16 protein-coding genes are annotated in these 17,403 nt (G+C 50.8%); 7 read left to right on the plus strand and 9 right to left on the minus strand.

Annotated features, from left to right (window positions below):
• Window positions 1-41 precede the first annotated feature (41 nt).
• Window positions 42-794, plus strand: a complete 753-nt coding sequence (locus ABD880_RS07845) for a hypothetical protein (protein WP_345164393.1) — start codon at window positions 42-44, stop codon at window positions 792-794.
• A 260-nt stretch (window positions 795-1,054) separates the two neighbouring features.
• A complete protein-coding gene (locus ABD880_RS07850; RefSeq protein WP_345164395.1) occupies window positions 1,055-2,275 on the plus strand; it encodes a porin family protein in 1,221 nt (406 codons plus the stop codon).
• 90 nt (window positions 2,276-2,365) lie between these two features.
• Here the strand turns inward: ABD880_RS07850 and ABD880_RS07855 are convergent, their stop codons facing one another.
• The 4 genes from ABD880_RS07855 to ABD880_RS07870 form a co-directional block, all read right to left on the minus strand.
• Entirely contained in the window at window positions 2,366-2,944 is a 579-nt protein-coding gene (locus tag ABD880_RS07855) for a histidine phosphatase family protein (RefSeq protein WP_345164397.1), read from the minus strand.
• A gap of 78 nt (window positions 2,945-3,022) precedes the next feature.
• The gene (locus ABD880_RS07860) at window positions 3,023-3,559 is read right to left on the minus strand and encodes a GNAT family N-acetyltransferase (RefSeq protein ID WP_345164398.1); all 537 of its coding nucleotides are present in this window, start codon (window positions 3,557-3,559) and stop codon (window positions 3,023-3,025) included.
• 8 nt (window positions 3,560-3,567) lie between these two features.
• Complete coding sequence (gene purE, locus ABD880_RS07865) at window positions 3,568-4,095, minus strand: 5-(carboxyamino)imidazole ribonucleotide mutase (protein ID WP_345164400.1); 528 nt, start codon at window positions 4,093-4,095, stop codon at window positions 3,568-3,570.
• On the minus strand, window positions 4,092-5,219 hold the full coding sequence (locus tag ABD880_RS07870) for a 5-(carboxyamino)imidazole ribonucleotide synthase (RefSeq protein WP_345164401.1): 1,128 nt from the start codon (window positions 5,217-5,219) through the stop codon (window positions 4,092-4,094). The genes purE and ABD880_RS07870 overlap by 4 nt, the downstream gene beginning before the upstream one ends.
• 179 nt (window positions 5,220-5,398) lie before the next feature.
• Between ABD880_RS07870 and ABD880_RS07875 the strand changes: the two genes are divergently transcribed.
• The 3 genes from ABD880_RS07875 to hemE all read left to right on the plus strand — a co-directional run bounded on the left by ABD880_RS07875 (window position 5,399) and on the right by hemE (window position 7,809).
• Complete coding sequence (locus ABD880_RS07875; protein WP_345164403.1) at window positions 5,399-5,905, plus strand: hypothetical protein; 507 nt, start codon at window positions 5,399-5,401, stop codon at window positions 5,903-5,905.
• Between the two features lie 90 nt (window positions 5,906-5,995).
• Window positions 5,996-6,613, plus strand: coding sequence for a MarC family protein (locus ABD880_RS07880; protein ID WP_345164404.1), 618 nt, complete (start codon window positions 5,996-5,998; stop codon window positions 6,611-6,613).
• A gap of 164 nt (window positions 6,614-6,777) precedes the next feature.
• A complete protein-coding gene (gene hemE / locus ABD880_RS07885) occupies window positions 6,778-7,809 on the plus strand; it encodes a uroporphyrinogen decarboxylase (protein ID WP_345164406.1) in 1,032 nt (343 codons plus the stop codon).
• Window positions 7,810-8,004: 195 nt separating this feature from the next.
• On the opposite strand, the gene ABD880_RS07890 is transcribed toward hemE, so the two are convergent.
• The 5 genes from ABD880_RS07890 to ABD880_RS07910 all read right to left on the minus strand — a co-directional run bounded on the left by ABD880_RS07890 (window position 8,005) and on the right by ABD880_RS07910 (window position 13,522).
• Window positions 8,005-9,024 carry a bifunctional heptose 7-phosphate kinase/heptose 1-phosphate adenyltransferase gene (locus ABD880_RS07890; protein ID WP_345164408.1) on the minus strand — a complete coding sequence of 340 codons (1,020 nt, stop codon included), beginning with the start codon at window positions 9,022-9,024 and terminating at the stop codon, window positions 8,005-8,007.
• A 97-nt stretch (window positions 9,025-9,121) separates the two neighbouring features.
• Window positions 9,122-10,330, minus strand: coding sequence for a pyridoxal phosphate-dependent aminotransferase (locus ABD880_RS07895; protein WP_345164410.1), 1,209 nt, complete (start codon window positions 10,328-10,330; stop codon window positions 9,122-9,124).
• Between the two features lie 228 nt (window positions 10,331-10,558).
• Complete coding sequence (locus ABD880_RS07900) at window positions 10,559-12,463, minus strand: glycosyltransferase (RefSeq protein WP_345164411.1); 1,905 nt, start codon at window positions 12,461-12,463, stop codon at window positions 10,559-10,561.
• A gap of 150 nt (window positions 12,464-12,613) precedes the next feature.
• A complete protein-coding gene (gene recR / locus ABD880_RS07905; protein WP_066509452.1) occupies window positions 12,614-13,222 on the minus strand; it encodes a recombination mediator RecR in 609 nt (202 codons plus the stop codon).
• A 15-nt stretch (window positions 13,223-13,237) separates the two neighbouring features.
• A complete protein-coding gene (locus ABD880_RS07910; RefSeq protein WP_066509450.1) occupies window positions 13,238-13,522 on the minus strand; it encodes an ATP-dependent Clp protease adaptor ClpS in 285 nt (94 codons plus the stop codon).
• Between the two features lie 200 nt (window positions 13,523-13,722).
• Here ABD880_RS07910 and ABD880_RS07915 point away from each other — a divergent pair, with 200 nt between their 5' ends.
• Together ABD880_RS07915 and ABD880_RS07920 are read left to right on the plus strand one after the other, a co-directional pair.
• A complete protein-coding gene (locus ABD880_RS07915) occupies window positions 13,723-15,879 on the plus strand; it encodes a S9 family peptidase (RefSeq protein WP_345164414.1) in 2,157 nt (718 codons plus the stop codon).
• A 368-nt stretch (window positions 15,880-16,247) separates the two neighbouring features.
• Entirely contained in the window at window positions 16,248-17,360 is a 1,113-nt protein-coding gene (locus ABD880_RS07920; protein WP_345164415.1) for an SDR family oxidoreductase, read from the plus strand.
• Window positions 17,361-17,403 lie beyond the last annotated feature (43 nt).

A 17,403-nucleotide genomic window follows, 5' to 3' on the forward strand; every position in this document is an offset into this window, starting at 1 on the left:
CCCTGCTGCATCTTTGTCCTGTAGAAACAACCTCTTGAGTTATGAAAGCAGATTATTTATTGCTCGCCCAGACCGGCTTTGCCGTGCTCACCATCCTGTGCCTGGTCTTTCTAAGCATGGGCATTAAAAGTACTTTCTTGCGCATGGGGCTCTCCCCGCAAAAGGCTACCCAAAAGACCTGGGTTTTGACCGCCCTGTTAGTGGGCTGGCTGGGCGTTGTCTCAGTGCTGGCCTTGACTGGGTTCATGGGCAATTTTGAACTGGCCCCCTTGAACATGATACCCGCCATTTTACCACCCTTGATAGCCGTTCTGCTGGTGACGTTTCACCCCAAAACCCAGAGCTTCATTGATCATCTTCCGGCCAAAGGCCTATTGGTATTGCAGGTGTTTAGAGTGCCGGTGGAGATATTTCTGTGGTGGCTGTTTCTGGCCAATGCCTTGCCGGCGCGCATGACCTTTGAAGGCACCAACTGGGATGTCCTTTCTGGGTTGGCCGGGCCGGTGTTTGCCACCTTGTGTTTTGGCGCAGGCCGTCATCATCACAAGTTGGCCACCATATACAATGTGCTGGGACTGGCACTTCTCTTGAACATTGTGTTAAACGGCATCCTTACCCTGCCCACTCCTTTTCAAGCGTTTCATGACGCGCCCGGTGCCCTCATCATGACCCAGTTTCCGGTGATGGTACTGCCCACGTTTCTGGTACCACTGGCCTATGCCCTTCACGCTTTCTCCTTAAGAAAGGCTTGGCTAGCCAGGAAACATCCTTCACTGTCAAAAATGGCCTCTTAATACGCCTGATAGATTTCAAATACCCGTGGCTAGGGCATTGCATAAGCCATTTTTGTCCCATTAGCCTGTCTATCTTTTATCTACCGCCAAAAACGCCGAAGCCCGTCATGAATCTATGAAGGGCTTCGGCGTTTTTGGCTTGTTTTCCAGAAAACAGGCCAAAAACAATTGAACCTACTTTTGGCTACCGCCAGACTTATTTTTATAGCTTGCGCCTTTATTCAATATTTATAAACCATTCTGTTCTTTTATCTAAACCCATGAAACATTTTTACGCTTGCCTTTGCTTACTTTTCCTTACCATAAGCCCTAGCTTCGGGCAAAAAGATTTTAAACCAGGTTACATTATCCAAAACGGAGACACCCTGCGGGGACTTGTCAACCACCAGGGCGACAAACGCCAGGCAGTCTTGGCCACGTTCAAAGCCTCAAAAGACGCCTCAGAACAAAACTTTTCTCCAGTGGCCATTAGTGGCTATGGCATTGATGAGGTGTATGCCTATGAATCTAAAAAGATTACCGCCCCAGATTCTACCTTTCATCTGTTCTTGACGGTGCTAGCAAAAGGCCCGGCCAGCTTATATTTTTACAAAGACCAGAATTCTGCAGACCATTTCTTTATAGAAAAAGACGGCGCATTGCAGGAACTAGTCTACAGAAAGGCTTCTGAGGTGCAGGCAAACGGCCAAACGGCAGTGGTTACTTACAACACCTATAGAAAAACATTGTTTAACGCATTTAGAGACTGCCCAACGGCTGGAGCAACCGTCAACAAACTTGCCTTTAAAGAATCTGAACTAATCAAAATCGTCAACCAGTACAACCAGTGTGTGGCCCCTGTAGACATGCCTTCATACCAAGCCAAAGCCAGAAGGTCTGTCATTACATATGGGGTTCATGTAGGAGGCCATAAAAACCAGTTGACGGTGACCAGTGACCAGCCAGACTACAAGATCCCATCCAATATTGGCTACCAGGCTGGCGTGATGCTGAACGCTACGCTACCTTGGGCTAGCGAGAAGGTATCTGCGCTGCTAGAACTACAATATGCCCATACCACTTATAACTATCAGGGCTCTTTTGACCACAACAATGCGCATACAGAGTATACCACAGAAGGGGCTTACCACCAGATAAAGCTGCCTGTCTCCATACGGTATACTTTCCCGAGAGGTACTTTAAGGCCGTTCTTTAATGCAGGCTTGGTAGGAACCTATGCTTTGTCCCAGAAACAGCGCTACACGGGCAGTTTTAAATATTCTTACTCCCAAGTGCCTGAAAACTTCGATAAGGAGTTGTTCCCCTTTGTCCGGAAATTCACAAAAGGATATGCGCTGGGCACCGGCCTTTTGTTCCCGGCCTGGGGAACCAAGAAAGCAACCATTGAGGCAAGGTATGAGAAAAACGACGGCAACTCAGACACCATTAGCATGGCCAGTGAGATTAGCCAGGTCTCTGTTTATCTAGGCCTTTTCTTCTAGGGATACCCTGCAAAACGGAGTGGCCCACCAAGATTAACTTGGTGGGCCACTCCGTTTTTAACCTATTTCCCAGGAAACAGGCCAAAAACGTTATTCTCTTTTTTCTAACTGCGTCACACCTACAAAGCCGCGGCCGCCGTCAATGGTTACGCGCCAGCCGCGCCGCTTCAAGGCTCGCTTGATGAATTCGTTTAAGAAACCATGGGCCACCAATACCGCTATCCCCGTGGCCTGGGCTTCCTTGACCAAATGGTCAGCGGCCTGCGAGGCGCGTTTTCTGGCGGTTTTAAAGCTTTCTATTTCTTTGTGGGTGAGGCCCATCATCCAAAGCGCCCGGGAGGTCACCTGCCACCAAAGCAAGGGAAACTTACCCAAGGGCAAGCCCCAGATTCTGTTTTCAAACTCCCTAAAGGTGGCATCTTCTATCAGCTCTACATCCTGGCCAAATAACTGCAGTGCCGTGGCTTTGGAGCGGGGCAGGGTGCTGCAGAAAACGCGTTTAATGCGGTCAATGGGAAGGTGCTCACTGCGCTCAATGATTTGCTCCACCTCGGCTAGGTTATAGTCTTGCAGGTACTGCGCGGCTTGCTGCTTAGAGAAAAAGCCCCCTTTGTTCACCAAAGGCCTGGCATGCCGAATCAAATAGATATGTTGGACACCTCCCGTCATCTTTTCGCATACTGGTAACGGTGCTTAAAAGGTTGTCTTCGTTTTTAGCCTCTTTCCCAGAAAACAGGCTAAAAACGGTCAGCTAGCTTTTATTTGGTACACCGTCTGGTACACGCGAGCGCTAATCTGAGAAAATTCTTCTGTGGTAAGCGGCGCTGGAAACGACATGACCTGCAAGGCTACCCAAGGTTTGCCCGGACCATAAGGCGGCTGTTGGTATGGAAAGGGATTCAGGGAAAAGCCTAGCTGCTGGTAAAAAGAGACTCGGCGTTGGGCTACGGGGGTAGTGGGGGATTCTACCTCTAAAATGATGGGCACAGGAGAAGACTGCTGCAAAAGTGCCATGGCTGCTTTGCCCAGCCCCCTACCCCGCAGTTGACTGCTAACCGCGAAATGCTCCAGGAAGGTAAACTCTGCAAATGACCAAACCCCCAGCAAGCCTACAAACACCTCTTCTTGAAAGACGGCTTTAAACGCATAGGCTGGCTGTTGAAGCAACTCTACGTGTTGGTTTTTAGAACGCCTTTCTTCTACAGGGAAAGCTTCTTCATACAATTGCCACGCCTGGGCAAACCCGGGCGTGGCAGTGCTTGGTAGGTGTTGGAAGCTGAGCAAGACGTTCCTTAGTCTACGTCAATGTCACCGCGGTGCAATTGCTCTACTGAGCGCATCACTTTCTCCCGCTGGATGGTACGGTATTTCTCCAGGGCGTCTGCTATCACGGCATTGGTTGTTCCCAGAATCTGCGCGGCCAGGAGTCCGGCGTTGCCGGCCCCGTTTAAGGCCACCGTGGCTACGGGTACGCCGTTGGGCATTTGCAAGATAGACAAGATGGAGTCCCAGCCGTCTATGGAGTTGCTGGACTTGACCGGAACGCCAATCACAGGCAAGGTAGTCAAAGCGGCTACCATGCCCGGCAGGTGAGCGGCCCCGCCGGCGCCGGCTATGATCACCTTGAGGCCTTTCTTGCGGGCGTTCTCGGCGTACTCAAACATGCGGTGCGGGGTACGGTGCGCAGACACGATGGTAATCTCAAAGGGAATGCCCAGTTGTTCCAGAATATCTGAAGCAGCGTCCATTACTTTCAGGTCTGACTGGCTTCCCATGATGATGCCTATCTGCGGGGCGTTTTTCTCAGGTGTTGGGTTCATGCTATGATTTTTAAGCGGTTCTTGATAGTATCTGCTTTCTGTTTCACTTCTTCTACGGTGGGTGCCAGCACGGTTAGGTGGCCCATCTTGCGGTACGGCCGGGTAAACTTCTTGCCGTACAGGTGCAGGTACACGCCTGGCTCCTGCAACACCTCATCCAAACCTTCATAAACTGCCTCGCCAGAGTATCCGGCTTCGCCTAAGACATTGACCAAAACTGCGGGGCAGTGCGGTTCTGTGTCTCCAAGTGGCAGCCCCAGAATGGCCCGCAGATGCTGTTCAAACTGCGAGGTGGCATTGGCTTTCATGGTATGGTGACCGCTGTTATGCGGCCTTGGCGCTACCTCATTTACCAGTATCTGCCCATCTGGGGTGACAAACATTTCTACGGCTAACAACCCTACCATGTCCAGCGCCGTGGTCACATGGGTAGCAATTTCAATGGCCATCCGTTGCAGTTTATAGCTGATCTGGGCGGGGGCTAAGAGGTAGTCCACCAAATTGTGGGCTGGGTGCATAACCTGCTCCACCACCGGAAAGGCCTTTACCTCACCATTTGTATTGCGGGCGCAGATCACAGAGATCTCCTTGTCAAAGTTGACCAGTTTTTCTAACACTGTGGCGCCTTCAAACGCTTTGCCTATGTCTGCCAGTGAAGAGATTCTAACCACGCCGTTGCCATCATACCCGCCTTTCCGCAACTTCTGGAAGGCCGGCAGGAAATCCTGGTTGCTTTCTAGTTCTTGTTTACCCTGTAGTAACCTAAACGGAGCAGAAGGAACGGAGTGTTGCGCAAAGAATTCTTTCTGCAAGCCTTTGTCCTGAATGGTCTTGATGGAGGCTGGCTTGGGATAGACTTTTACGCCGGCGGCCTCCAGCTCAAAGAGCGCGTCTACGTTTACGTGCTCAATCTCTATGGTGAGCAAGTCGCACCGCTTACCAAACGCCAGAACCGTCTCATAATCTTTAAAGTCACCGTGCACAAATTCCTCACACAGGTAGCGGCAGGGCGCGTGCTCATCTGGGTCCAGAACCAGAGTGTATAGATTAAAGTCCAGCCCCGCCTGCAACAGCATCCTGCCCAGTTGACCGCCTCCTAATATGCCAAGCTTACAATTTCTCATCTAACCAATATTAGATTTTTTTAAATTTACAATTGCGAATATTCAACGGTAATAAATTACATTTAACCGTGAGAACCATAGACTTCAGCGAGTAGTCACTTTAGTATTCGTTTGAAATGTGAACTTCGCACCTATATACTATACTCAATATATTATAGTCAAACATTTTACCAGTTCCTATGTCAGCCTCTTACCGCCTGATCCTTGTTGAAGATGACCAAGAGTACTCTTATTCTATTAGACAGTCCCTTAACAGGCAAAGCCAATTCATCAAAACCATTGACATAGTACCTTACACTTACCTGGAGTTTGAGCGCCAATTGAACCTGGTCCGTAATTCTACACGTGAAATTATAGTTTTTGGCGGACGTGCGTGCTTAAACTTTTCGCCGGACACCTCTTTGCTTAAACTTTTATTGGCCCAACAGGATAGAACGCACTTTTTTGTAATGACGGCCTCTTTAGAGGGCAGACAGATTCTGGACTTGTGGCACCCGGGCATCTTAGGCATTGTAGAACGCAACGTCACCGCCAGAAACTGGCTGGTGTTGGCCATTCAACGTCTACAAAGCAAACAGTCCCGCAGACCAGGTGGTGAGGGACGTCTTGCCTTGCCAAACGAGCAGGCTCCTGCTAAAGGCTTCTTTGGCACCATGCGCGCCGCTTTCTTCAGCTTCTTCTTATAAATCTTTGGCCTGATGATAGGCTAACCACCTTACCGCCATTTAGAGAAGGTACTTGTAGCACTTTCTCTAAATTTCCGTATGCCGTACCGTATGGAAATACTTTTAGCCACCTTCTCGGCTCTTTTCTCGGTTATCAACCCGTTTGGGGCCATGCCTGTGTTTTTAACCCTTACCCAGGGAGACAGCCCAGACCGTCGTGCTCAGTTAGCCAGACGCGCTTGCTTGTACATGGTGCTCATTTTAGCAGTCTTCTTTCTGGCAGGACAAGCGGTGCTAGACTTCTTTGGCTTGCGCATTCATGATCTCCGCATTGCCGGCGGCATCATGATCATGCGGGCTGGCTTTGAACTGCTCAACTCCAAGCCCGAAGAAAATAAAAAAATCTCCAAAGACGTGGTAGAAGAAGGCCTGGAGAAGGAAGACATCTCTTTTACCCCACTTGCTATGCCTTTGCTTTCGGGTCCAGGGTCCATTGCCGTAGTGATTAGCCTTTATACCAAATCCCTGTCTTTTCTGGACATGGGTTTGACCATCCTAGCCATTGCGTTGATGGGCCTTATGACGTATGTGGTATTGCTGTTTTCGCCTAAACTGATGGTATTCATGGGTAAGGCTGGCTTGGCGGCTCTGTCTAAGATTATGGGCTTTATAGTTTTATCCTTGGGAGTAAGTTTCATCATCACCGCATTAATTGCACTTTTTAAATAATATATTGACTTGCTGTAAATATAATTTTACCAATAAGTTGTTTACTTAGAATATTGCCAAGTATTTGATTGACCAACGTAATTTGGGATGAGGTTCAATTAAATTTGAATTCCTCTTTTAGCGGATGACAAGGCTAAAGTGAGGCTTTTACGTATCTTTGTCTTATGCAATTGAAGAATGACTTGCTGCTGCGCGCCGCGCTTGGGCAGCCTACAGAACGCACACCTGTGTGGCTTATGCGCCAGGCAGGCCGTATTTTACCTGAATATAGAGCCGTAAGAGAACGCCTTTCGGGGTTCAAGGAGCTGGTGGAAACCCCAGAGCTAGCCGCCGAAGTAACCATCCAGCCTGTAGATTTACTGGACGTGGACGCGGCCATCATCTTCTCAGACATCCTGGTAGTCCCTGAGGCCATGGGCTGTACCTATGAAATGATAGAAAAGCGCGGTCCTATCTTCCCGAAGACGGTGAAAACCGCGGCCGACGTAGCATCTATGCGCATAGCTGATCCGCATGAACACTTAGGTTATGTGCTGGATGCTATCAAAGTCACCAAGCGTGAGCTGAACGGCCGTGTGCCTTTGATCGGGTTTGCCGGTGCTCCCTGGACCATCTTTGCCTACATGGTAGAAGGCAGCGGCTCCAAGACCTTCTCGCATGCCCGCAAGATGCTGTATGAAGACCCAGAGCTTTCCCATACCCTGCTTCAGAAAATCACCGCCACTACCATTGCCTATTTACAAGCGCAGGTAGAAGCCGGCGCCGACCTGATCCAGATTTTTGACTCTTGGGCGGGTATTTTGCCACCGGCGCATTACAAAGAGTTCTCCTACCGCTACATCTCAGAGATTTGTAAGGCTCTGCCTAACATACCGGTAACGATCTTTGCCAAAGGCGCTTTCTTTGCCATGGCAGATTTTGCCCAGCTGGACTGCCAGGTGATTGGCCTTGATTGGAACATGAACGTGCAGGAAACTCGTCAGATCATTGGCGACAATAAAACGCTTCAGGGTAACCTAGACCCATGTGCCCTGTACAATGACTTTGCGGGCGTGGAGCGCGAAACCAAGAAAATGCTGGACGCATTTGGCGGTGACCGTCATATTGCCAACTTAGGCCATGGCGTCTATCCAGACACGGATCCTGAGAAGGTAAAGTGCTTCATCCAAACCGTGAAAGAATACAGCCAGCGCTAAGTCGTATTTGGTCTGTTTTCTGGAAAATAACGCAAAAACGGCCTGCTACTTCAGAGTAGCAGGCCGTTTTGTTTTTAGGCTGATTTGCTGAAAAGAGGTAAAAAACGAAAGGAAGGGACATGCATCCAAACGTAATAGCTTGACAGCTTGGCTCCTTTCCTTAGCTAAAAGAGCCCTTGCGCAACCTAAACGGAATTACGCTTCGGCCAGGTACTTTTTGATGACGGGAGATTTTCTCGCTTCTAACAGCAGTTGCTCAGCATCAATAGGCACTACGCCCACGTGCTCACAGACCAAGCCGCCGCCCAGGTTGGCGAGTTCCGCTAAAGCTGGCAAAGGCAAGCCTAAGGCCATGCACAAGGCGGCAATGCTCACCACCGTATCACCCGCGCCCGAAACATCAGAAATAGAACGGATATACGCGTCTAAATACGTATGCTCACCTTGGCTGTTCTGACAAAAGACCCCGCGCTCAGACAAAGTCACCAGCACGTTTTCTACGCTCATACGCTCTTGCAGCTGATCAACGGCGTCTTCAAAGGCCTCGTGGTGGCTGTCCGTGAAATCAACCTTTAGGCCTTCCTTGAGTTCCTTGAGGTTGGGTTTAAACAGCGTGCAGCCGGTGTAAGACAGGAAGTTCTTTTTCTTGGGATCTACCACGGTAGGCACGCCTTTCGCCTTGGCCAAGGCCAGCAGTTCTTGAATGACTTCGGTACTTAAGACGCCCTTGTCATAGTCCTCAAAGATGACCACGTCTGCCTTGTCCAGTAGTTTGGCAAAGCGCTCCACCAAATGTTGATGTTCAGAGGGCGTCAAGTCGGTTTCTACTTCAGAGTCAATGCGCAACAGTTGCTGACCACCAGAGATAATGCGCTGCTTAACCGTGGTGGGGCGTTCGGGACTGAGCACAATGCCCGCATCCGTCTGGTTTTGCTCTAACAGTAAGCGGACCAATGCCGCGCCTTCCTGGTCATCCCCTACTACTGAGCACAAAAGTGGCGTGGCACCCAGGCTTTGCACGTTCAAGGCTACGTTGGCGGCCCCGCCCAAACGCTGTTCTACTTTTAGCCGGTTCACAATGGGAACAGGAGCTTCTGGTGATAGGCGTGAGGACTTCCCCCAGAGATAGGCATCTATCATGACGTCTCCCACCACCAGCACCTGCAATTGCCGGAAGCGCTCAAAAATAGACGTTAAGGTACTGTTGTCAGACATTTAAAAGAGACACAAGATATAAGACGCAAGACACAGGAGTTTCTCAAATGGCTGAGATGTCCTGTGTCTTGCGGATGATAAATTTAAAAGAATAGGCTTAAGACAACTTGGCCAGGCTGGCTTTGATGCGCTCCAGAGCTTCTATCAACTTAGCGTCAGATGCAGCAAAGGAGAACCTAATGCACTGCGGCGCGCCAAAAGCGGCACCGTCCACTAAAGACACGTGCGCATCATTGAGCAGGTACATGGCCAGGTCATTGGCGTTGTTGATTTCATACTCACCCGTCTGCTTGCCAAAGTAATGGCTCACGTCTGGAAAGATATAGAAAGCGCCCTCCGGAATATAGGTTTTGAAGCCCGGGATGTCTTTCATCAGGTCCAACACCAAATCCCTGCGGCGCAAATAAGCCGTAGTCATTTCCTCGGCAGAAGATCTGCCTCCTTCCAGGGCACCTACCGCCGCTTTTTGGGCAATGGAACAGGTACCGCTGGTGATCTGGCTCTGCATCTTGTCGCAGGCGTCGGCAATCTCCTTGCTGGCGGCAATGTAGCCTACGCGCCAGCCGGTCATGGCATAGCCTTTAGAGAAACCGTTCACGGTCACTACGCGGTCTTTTACAGAGGCAAAAGAAGCCAGGCTGTGGTGCTTGCCGGTAAAGTTGATGTACTCGTAAATCTCATCAGCAATCACGTACACCTGCGGATGTCTCTCCAAAATGGCGGCAAACGAAGCCAACTCCTCTTCGGTGAAGACAGAGCCCGTAGGGTTGCACGGCGAAGAATACATCACCAGCTTGGTGTTGGACGTGATGGCGTCCTCAAACTGCTGAGCGGTTACTTTGTAGTTGTTCTCCAAAGAACCCATCACCGGTACAGGAATGCCTTCGGCTAACTTTACTACTTCTTCATAGCTCACCCAGTACGGCGAGAAGATCACTACTTCATCTCCAGGGTTCACCAGACACAGTACCGCGTTGGCAATGGACTGCTTAGCACCCGTAGAAACCACAATGTTTTCTGGGCCATACTCCAACCCATTGTCTCTTTTCAGCTTTTCTACAATGGCTTTGCGCAAGTCTGGGTAACCGGCCACGGGTGTGTAGAACGTATACCCGTCATCAATGGCCTTTTTGGCGGCGTCTTTGATGTACTGCGGCGTCTGGAAATCAGGTTCCCCGAAGCTTAGGTTAATCACGTCTACCCCTTTGGCGGCCAGCTCACGGGCTTTTTTGGCCATGGCAATGGTCTGCGATTCAGAGAGCGACGTGATACGGTCAGATAGGTGGGTATAGTCAGTTGTTATCATTCCAAAAGGGGCATTAATGGATGTCCAAAAATAGATTTTTTGCCACAGAAGCCAAGCCACAAGACCATTGCTTTTGCAGAAGTCAATTCTACGCAAAAATACGTTGATTTGCCGCCCCCTCCTTCTTTTTATCAGATTACTTTTTAGAAAGCCCGGCAGTCAGCCAAGTAGAAATGGCTTGTCAAGTCGTTTTTGACCTGTTTTCTGGAAAATAGGCCAAAAACGAAGCTATACGGAACGGCCCAGCTGAGACAGGTTCTTCAGCACAATAGACAAATCTGTCCAGGCGGTGTAGTCCTTGGCGTACACCACTTCCATTTGGCGGGCGGTAGCTTCATTGACCACGTCTTTTTTGCCCTGGTCTGCCGGCGAGAGAATAGCCGGGCGCGTGTCTGCGGTGGCCGTGGCCTTTAAGCCCACCCATTCATAGATGCCCACCAAGCTGGCCAGACAGTTCTTGAAAAACTGCTTTTTCTGGGGAATCTGCCATACCAAAAGTGGTGATAATAGAAGCAGGCCCATGCCCATGAGCGAGTTCAGCACCATTTTATTGCGTACATGGTACGGGTTGAGCAGATTTACTTCTATGTGCAGGGCATAGTAATCACCGCGCGTATTTTTAGACGAACTGCCTATGATGTAGGCGCTGTTCTCGGGCAGGATCTTGAATTCCAGCGAGCTGTTATGAATCTGCACCATCCACTCAATAATTTGGGAGACGGCCAAATCCTTGCCGCAGAAGATGACTTCATTGATGCGATGAATCTGAATCACTTCCTTGATCTGCTGCAAATCATGAGCGGTATGCTGGGGTTCAAACTGAGCCACCGGGGCATGCGCGCCCACCTGTTTGAGTAAGGTAGCCGCCCGCTTCACCTCTTTCTGACTGCCCACCACGGCAATGCGCTTCACCTTCGGTTCCCCGAAGCGCCAGTGGCCGTACTGGGCCCAATGCCAGAACAGACGCCAGCTGGTCATGCCTGCCAAACCCACTAACACCCCTACCAGCAGGTGTTTTTTGTGCTCAATACCGGCAGTAGTGACGTTAGAGAAAGCCATGATCAAGATACTGCCCACCAGCATACCGCGCACCAGCCGGTACAGGCGCGTGGGCGGGTCATATGCCCCACTGAACAACGCCGCGCCCAGCCATACCGCAAAATAGGTAACCCAGGTTTTAGAAGGTAACGCCGGCATGGACACGTCCAGGATTTCTGCCCCAGCATACAAACCCAAACCCAGGCAAAGCCCATCTGCCAACAAAGGCAACAACGCCTTTACACCCCTGGCCACAATGGCCAGCAAGGCCCTTAGGTAGATTGCCAATCGAATCAAGAAGGAATACACGCGTGCCTGCCGCCCGCTAAAATGCTTTTCGGCGAAGATCATCATGGCGCGGTAGAACATGAACACGTAGTTCACGCTGGTCTTGCGGGTGCTTTCTCCTTTGTAATGGATAATGCGCGTCTCCGGGAAATAGACAACCTGATAGCCGCCCTGCTTGATTCTATAGGAAAGGTCAATGTCCTCGCCGTACATGAAGAAGGTCTCGTCCAGCAAGCCCACTTTCTGCAAGGCCTCGGTGCGCATGAACATGAAAGCGCCTGCCAAGATGTCTATGGCATGGGTCTGATCATGCGCTAAATGGCCTAGATGGTATTGATTAAAGAGCGCAGACTTTGGAAACATAGCCGCCAACCCGAACACCTTACTGAATGCCACCCACGGTGTAGGCAATCCGCGCTTAGACTCGGGTAGAAACTTGCCGGCGCCGTCCATCATTTTTACGCCCAGCGCCCCGGCCTTTGGGTGTTGCTCCATGTATTGAAAACAGCGCACAAACGTGTCTTCCTCCACCACTGTGTCTGGGTTGAGCAACAATACGTACTTGCCCCGCGCCTGCCTAATGGCCTGGTTGTTGGCCTTGGAGAAACCCAGATTGTCCTGGTTGGCCAGAAGAATCACCTCGGGGAAACGGCGCTGCACCATCTCCACCGACCCGTCTACAGAGTTGTTGTCTACTACAAAGACCTCGGCGTTGAGGCCTTTTACTGCCTTTCTTACGGACAGCAGACACTGCTCCAGAAAGTAGCTGACGTTGTAGTTAACAATAATGACGGAGAGGTCTTTCAAACCCAGAGGCGTTAGCAAAAAACAAATATCCAGAAATTTACCAAAAGGCCGCCATACTACCGTCCTCCCAAGGCACAAAAAAAGCAGGAACTTGCGCTCCTGCTCTTCTATCGTTTTTGCGGTATTTTCTAGAAAAGAGGCGAAAAACGCCTAGACCTGGCTGTAGGCCGTCCGGTCCAGGATGCTTCTGCCCAGCGTAATCTCATCGGTGTACTCCAGCTCCCCACCTACCGGCACGCCGCGGGCAATGCTAGATATACGGGCCGGAAAGTCCTTAAGCTTGCGCGTCAAATAGAACGAAGTCGTGTCTCCTTCCATGGTCGGGCTCAGGGCCAGGATAATCTCTTTCACACCAGAGGACGGCAGACGTTCCACCAGGGACTGTATCTTCAAATCGGCGGGGCCGATGCCTTCCAACGGGGAAATGACGCCACCCAGCACATGGTACACGCCTTTGTATTGTGACGTGTTCTCAATGGCAATCACATCGCGCATGTCGCTCACCACACACAGCAAAGAGCGGTCACGCAAAGGGTTGGCGCAGATGCCGCACACGTCTTGGTCAGAGATATTGTGGCAGGTCTTGCAGTACCTGATGCCCGTACGCATGCGCACCAAGGCTTCAGAGAGGCTTTTCGTATCTTCGGTTTCGGCTTTGAGCAGGTGCAACACCAGGCGTAAGGCAGTCTTCTTACCAACGCCCGGCAACTTGGCCAGCTCCTCTACCGCGTTCTCAATCAGCTTAGAGGGAAAATTCATCCAGTCAGTTCAGGTTTAAACAATATCCGCTGAGATACCCCGGTCATGGATGGCCGTGCACATGGACTGCAGCTCTGTGAAAGAACCCAGCTTGACGGTGCACTTTCCTTTGTAATGGATAAGCATGGTACACTGTTCTGCCTGCTCCTGCGAGTGGCGGCACACCTGCACCAAGGTGTTGATGACGTGGTCAAACGTGTTGACGTCGTCATTGAACACCACCAGTTCACGTAGGTCGGTGGTTTCTTCCTCCAACACCAGTACGTCTTCCTGCTCCAGAATTTCAGTTAAAATGTCCATAACGCAAATTTACACATTAGACCTGAGTTAAAGAAGCACAACCTTTGTGGGCCTCAGCAAAAGTAAAACAGATAAAAAATGCCCGTTGTTCCTGAAAAACCAATACTTTGGACTTATTTTTGACCAATTAAGCACATACTTATCCTCTTACGCCGCAGGCACTTTACCAGAGGAAACCAGTCATTAATTCTACTCAAGACATGTACCAACCAACACTCAAAAAACTTTCTTTGCTGTGGTTTGCCGCGTTGCTGGCCCTGCCCACGCTGGCCCAGAACAAGCAGCTCACCATGGAGGACGCCTTCCTCAACCCCAGCCTGAACCCTGCCAACCTGCGCCAACTTACGTGGGTGCCAGGCACCAATGACTATAGCTACGTTGCTGACAAAAACGACCAGCTGTTGCGCGGTGGCATCAAGGACAACGCGAAGGCTATCCTGTCTGCCGCAGAGGTAAGCAGTGCCCTGGAAAAAGCCGGCGGAAGCAAAATCTCCACCGTGAACGGCTTGCAGTGGCTGAACAGCAACGAGGTATTCATCAACCAAAAAGGCCAGCTGTACCGCTATAACCTGCAAACCAAAACGGCGCAGAAATTCTACGCGATGGACGCGGCCGCGGAGAATGTGGACTTCGCGCCGAACAAACAGCGGGCAGCCTTCACCAAAGGCAACAACCTGTTCCTTTCCCAACCCGGCGCTGAAAACAAGCAAATCACGCAGGACACCAATGAGGCCATTGTGAACGGACAGGCGGCGCACCGCTCGGAGTTCGGGATTACCAAGGGCATTTTCTGGAGCCCCAGCAGCAACGGACTGGCCTATTACCGCATGGACCAGACCATGGTCACCGACTACCCCTTAGTGGACATCAGCGCGGTGCCGGCTAAACTCAACAACATCAAGTACCCCATGGCCGGCGGCAAGAGCCACCATGTGACCGTGGGCGTGTACAACGTGGCCTCTGGCAAAACCGTCTTCTTGAAGACCGGCGAGCCCGCCGAACAGTACCTAACCAACATCACTTGGAGTCCTGACGAGAAGCACATCTATGTAGCTGTGGTGAACCGCGCGCAGAACCAGATGTGGCTGAACCAGTTTGACGCCGTTACCGGTGCCTTAATGAAGACCTTGTTTGAAGAGAAGAACGACAAGTGGATTGAGCCGGAGCGCGGCCTATACTTCGTGCCGGGTAAGCCAGACCAGTTTGTATGGTTCTCTGAGCGCGACGGCTACGACCACCTGTATCTGTACAACACCAGCGGCAAGCTCATCCGTCAATTAACCAAAGGCGATTTCATCGTCAAAACTATTGTGGGCTTCAACCCCAACGGCAAAGAAGTCTACTACACGGCCACCGCTGAAAGCCCGCTGGAGCGTCACCTCTACTCTGTGGAATTATCTGGCGGACGCATAAGTCGCATGACCCAGGGCAGCGGCGTGCACAACGTGACCCTCAGCCCGAAAGCAACTTACTTTATTGACAACTACAGCAGCCCAGCCACGCCGCGCACCATCAGAATCCTGGACACGGACAAAGCCAAAGTGGCCAAGACCTTGTTGATGGCACCCAATCCATTGCAGGAATACGCGCTAGGTGAGACTACCATCTTCTCTATCAAAGCCGAAGACGGAACCGATTTGTTCTGCCGCATGATTACCCCGCCCAACTTTGACAAGAGCAAGAAATACCCGGTGGTGTTGTATGTGTACGGAGGCCCACATGCGCAAATGATTACCAACAGCTGGTTAGGCGGTTCTAACCTCTGGATGCAGCACATGGCTCAGAAAGGCTACATCGTGTTCACACTAGACAACCGCGGCTCCGCTGACAGAGGCCGTGCCTTTGAGCAAGCCATCTTCCGCAATGCGGGTGTAGCCGAAGTAAGCGACCAGATGAAAGGCGTAGAATACCTCAAGTCACTACCATATGTAGACCACAACCGATTAGGCGTACATGGCTGGAGCTACGGCGGCTTCATGACCACTTCTTTGATGCTCAAGCAACCTGATGTGTTTAAAGTAGGCGTAGCCGGCGGCCCGGTGATTGACTGGAGTTTCTATGAAGTGATGTACACCGAGCGCTACATGGATACTCCGCAGGAAAACCCCGAAGGCTACAAAAACGCCAACCTACTCAACCACGTCAAAAACCTGAAAGGCAAACTGCTCATGATTCATGGCACTGTGGATGACGTGGTGGTGTGGCAACACAGCCAAGCCTTCTTGAAAAAGGCCGTGGATGAAGGTGTTTTATTAGACTACTTCGTGTACCCTGGCCATCCGCATAACGTGGGCGGCAAAGACCGTGTGCACCTCTACAAGAAAGTCACCGAGTATTTTGACCTGCATTTGAAATAAGTCTTCATTTTTAGCCTGTTCTATGGAAATCAGGACAAAAACAGGCTGTATTGAAAGAGGCGCTTCTACTTTAGGAGCGCTTCTTTTTTTATCATCCCATGTCGCAAGCGTCCGCTTGTGTCCGCGCGCATTCCAGATTAACAATGCGCGCGGACACAAGCGGACGCATACGCCATGGAACGCCATTTTATCTCGGCTTTATTAATGATTCTCAAACCAGATTCTCAAGAAAATCAGACTTGCTATATAGGCTAAATGGCATCTAATTAACTTAGTGCAGCTTGCATTTTTTCTGTATCAATTGAAATTCGCCCGCGTAAGAAATGGGGTAAACACTTGAATTTGAGTACTCATTTAATTTTAGAAGCATGGGAATTTCATTAAAGCCATTAAAGAATCAAGTTATCGTCATCACGGGTGCCTCTAGCGGCATTGGCTTGGCTACTGCTAAATCTGCGGTCAAGCAAGGCGCCAAGGTAGTATTGGCCGCCCGTAACCGCGAAGCCCTGGAGCAGATTGAGCGGGAGATTAGGAATGCCGGCGGAGAGGCGCGTCACTGCGTGGCAGACGTGGGTAGACAGGAAGAGGTGCAATGGATAGTGGACGTGGCCATGCGAGAGTTTGGAGGGTTTGACACTTGGGTGAACGATGCCGGGGTTTCCATCTACGGCCGCCTGGACGAGGTCACCGATGAAGACAACCGCCGCTTGTTTGACACTAACTTTTGGGGCGTAGTGTATGGTTCTTTGGCTGCCGCCCGTCACCTGAGGAACAAAGGAGGCGCCATCATCAACGTGGGCAGTGAGGTGTCTGACGTGTCTATTCCGTTGCAAGGCATGTACGCGGCCAGCAAACACGCCGTGAAAGGTTTTACAGATGCCCTGCGCATTGAATTGATGGAAGACGAAGCCCCGGTGTCAGTGACGCTTATCAAGCCCGCCGGTATTGATACGCCTTACCCAGAGCACGCTAAGAATTATACCAACAAAGCACAGACGCTTCCGCCGCCGGTTTATACCCCAGAAGAAGTAGCCAACGCCATTTTGGAGGCGGCAACCCATCCGCACCGTGATATCATGGTAGGCGGCGGTGCCAAAGTGATGAGTGCCTTGAACAAGCGCTTCCCGGGATTGATGGACTGGGTGAGTGCCAAGATGATGTCAGAGGCGCAGTTAGAAGACGGGCCGGTCACCAACAGAAACGGCTCCTTGCACCAACCTTCTACTGCCGGCGAAGTACGCGGTCATCACAAGGGCTACGTCATGAAAACCAGCCTGTACACCCGTGCCAAAACCAACCCAGTAAAAGCGGGCGTTCTGGCCTTAGCCGCCGGGGCCGCCGTGTTGGCCTTGGTCAACAGCAATTCCAAAAAGAATGGGGTGAAACCATCCAACTATAAGACCGATGATTTAGATGATTTGAGCAATCTTCAAAACCGAGAATTCATCAACACCCAGGATGTTCAAAATACCCTTCGGTAAGTAGACAATCTGCTTTTTTAAAGGGCTTCTGCTTTCAAGCGGA

Origin of the sequence: Nibribacter koreensis, assembly GCF_039541795.1 — a bacterium.
Classification (GTDB): domain Bacteria; phylum Bacteroidota; class Bacteroidia; order Cytophagales; family Hymenobacteraceae; genus Nibribacter; species Nibribacter koreensis.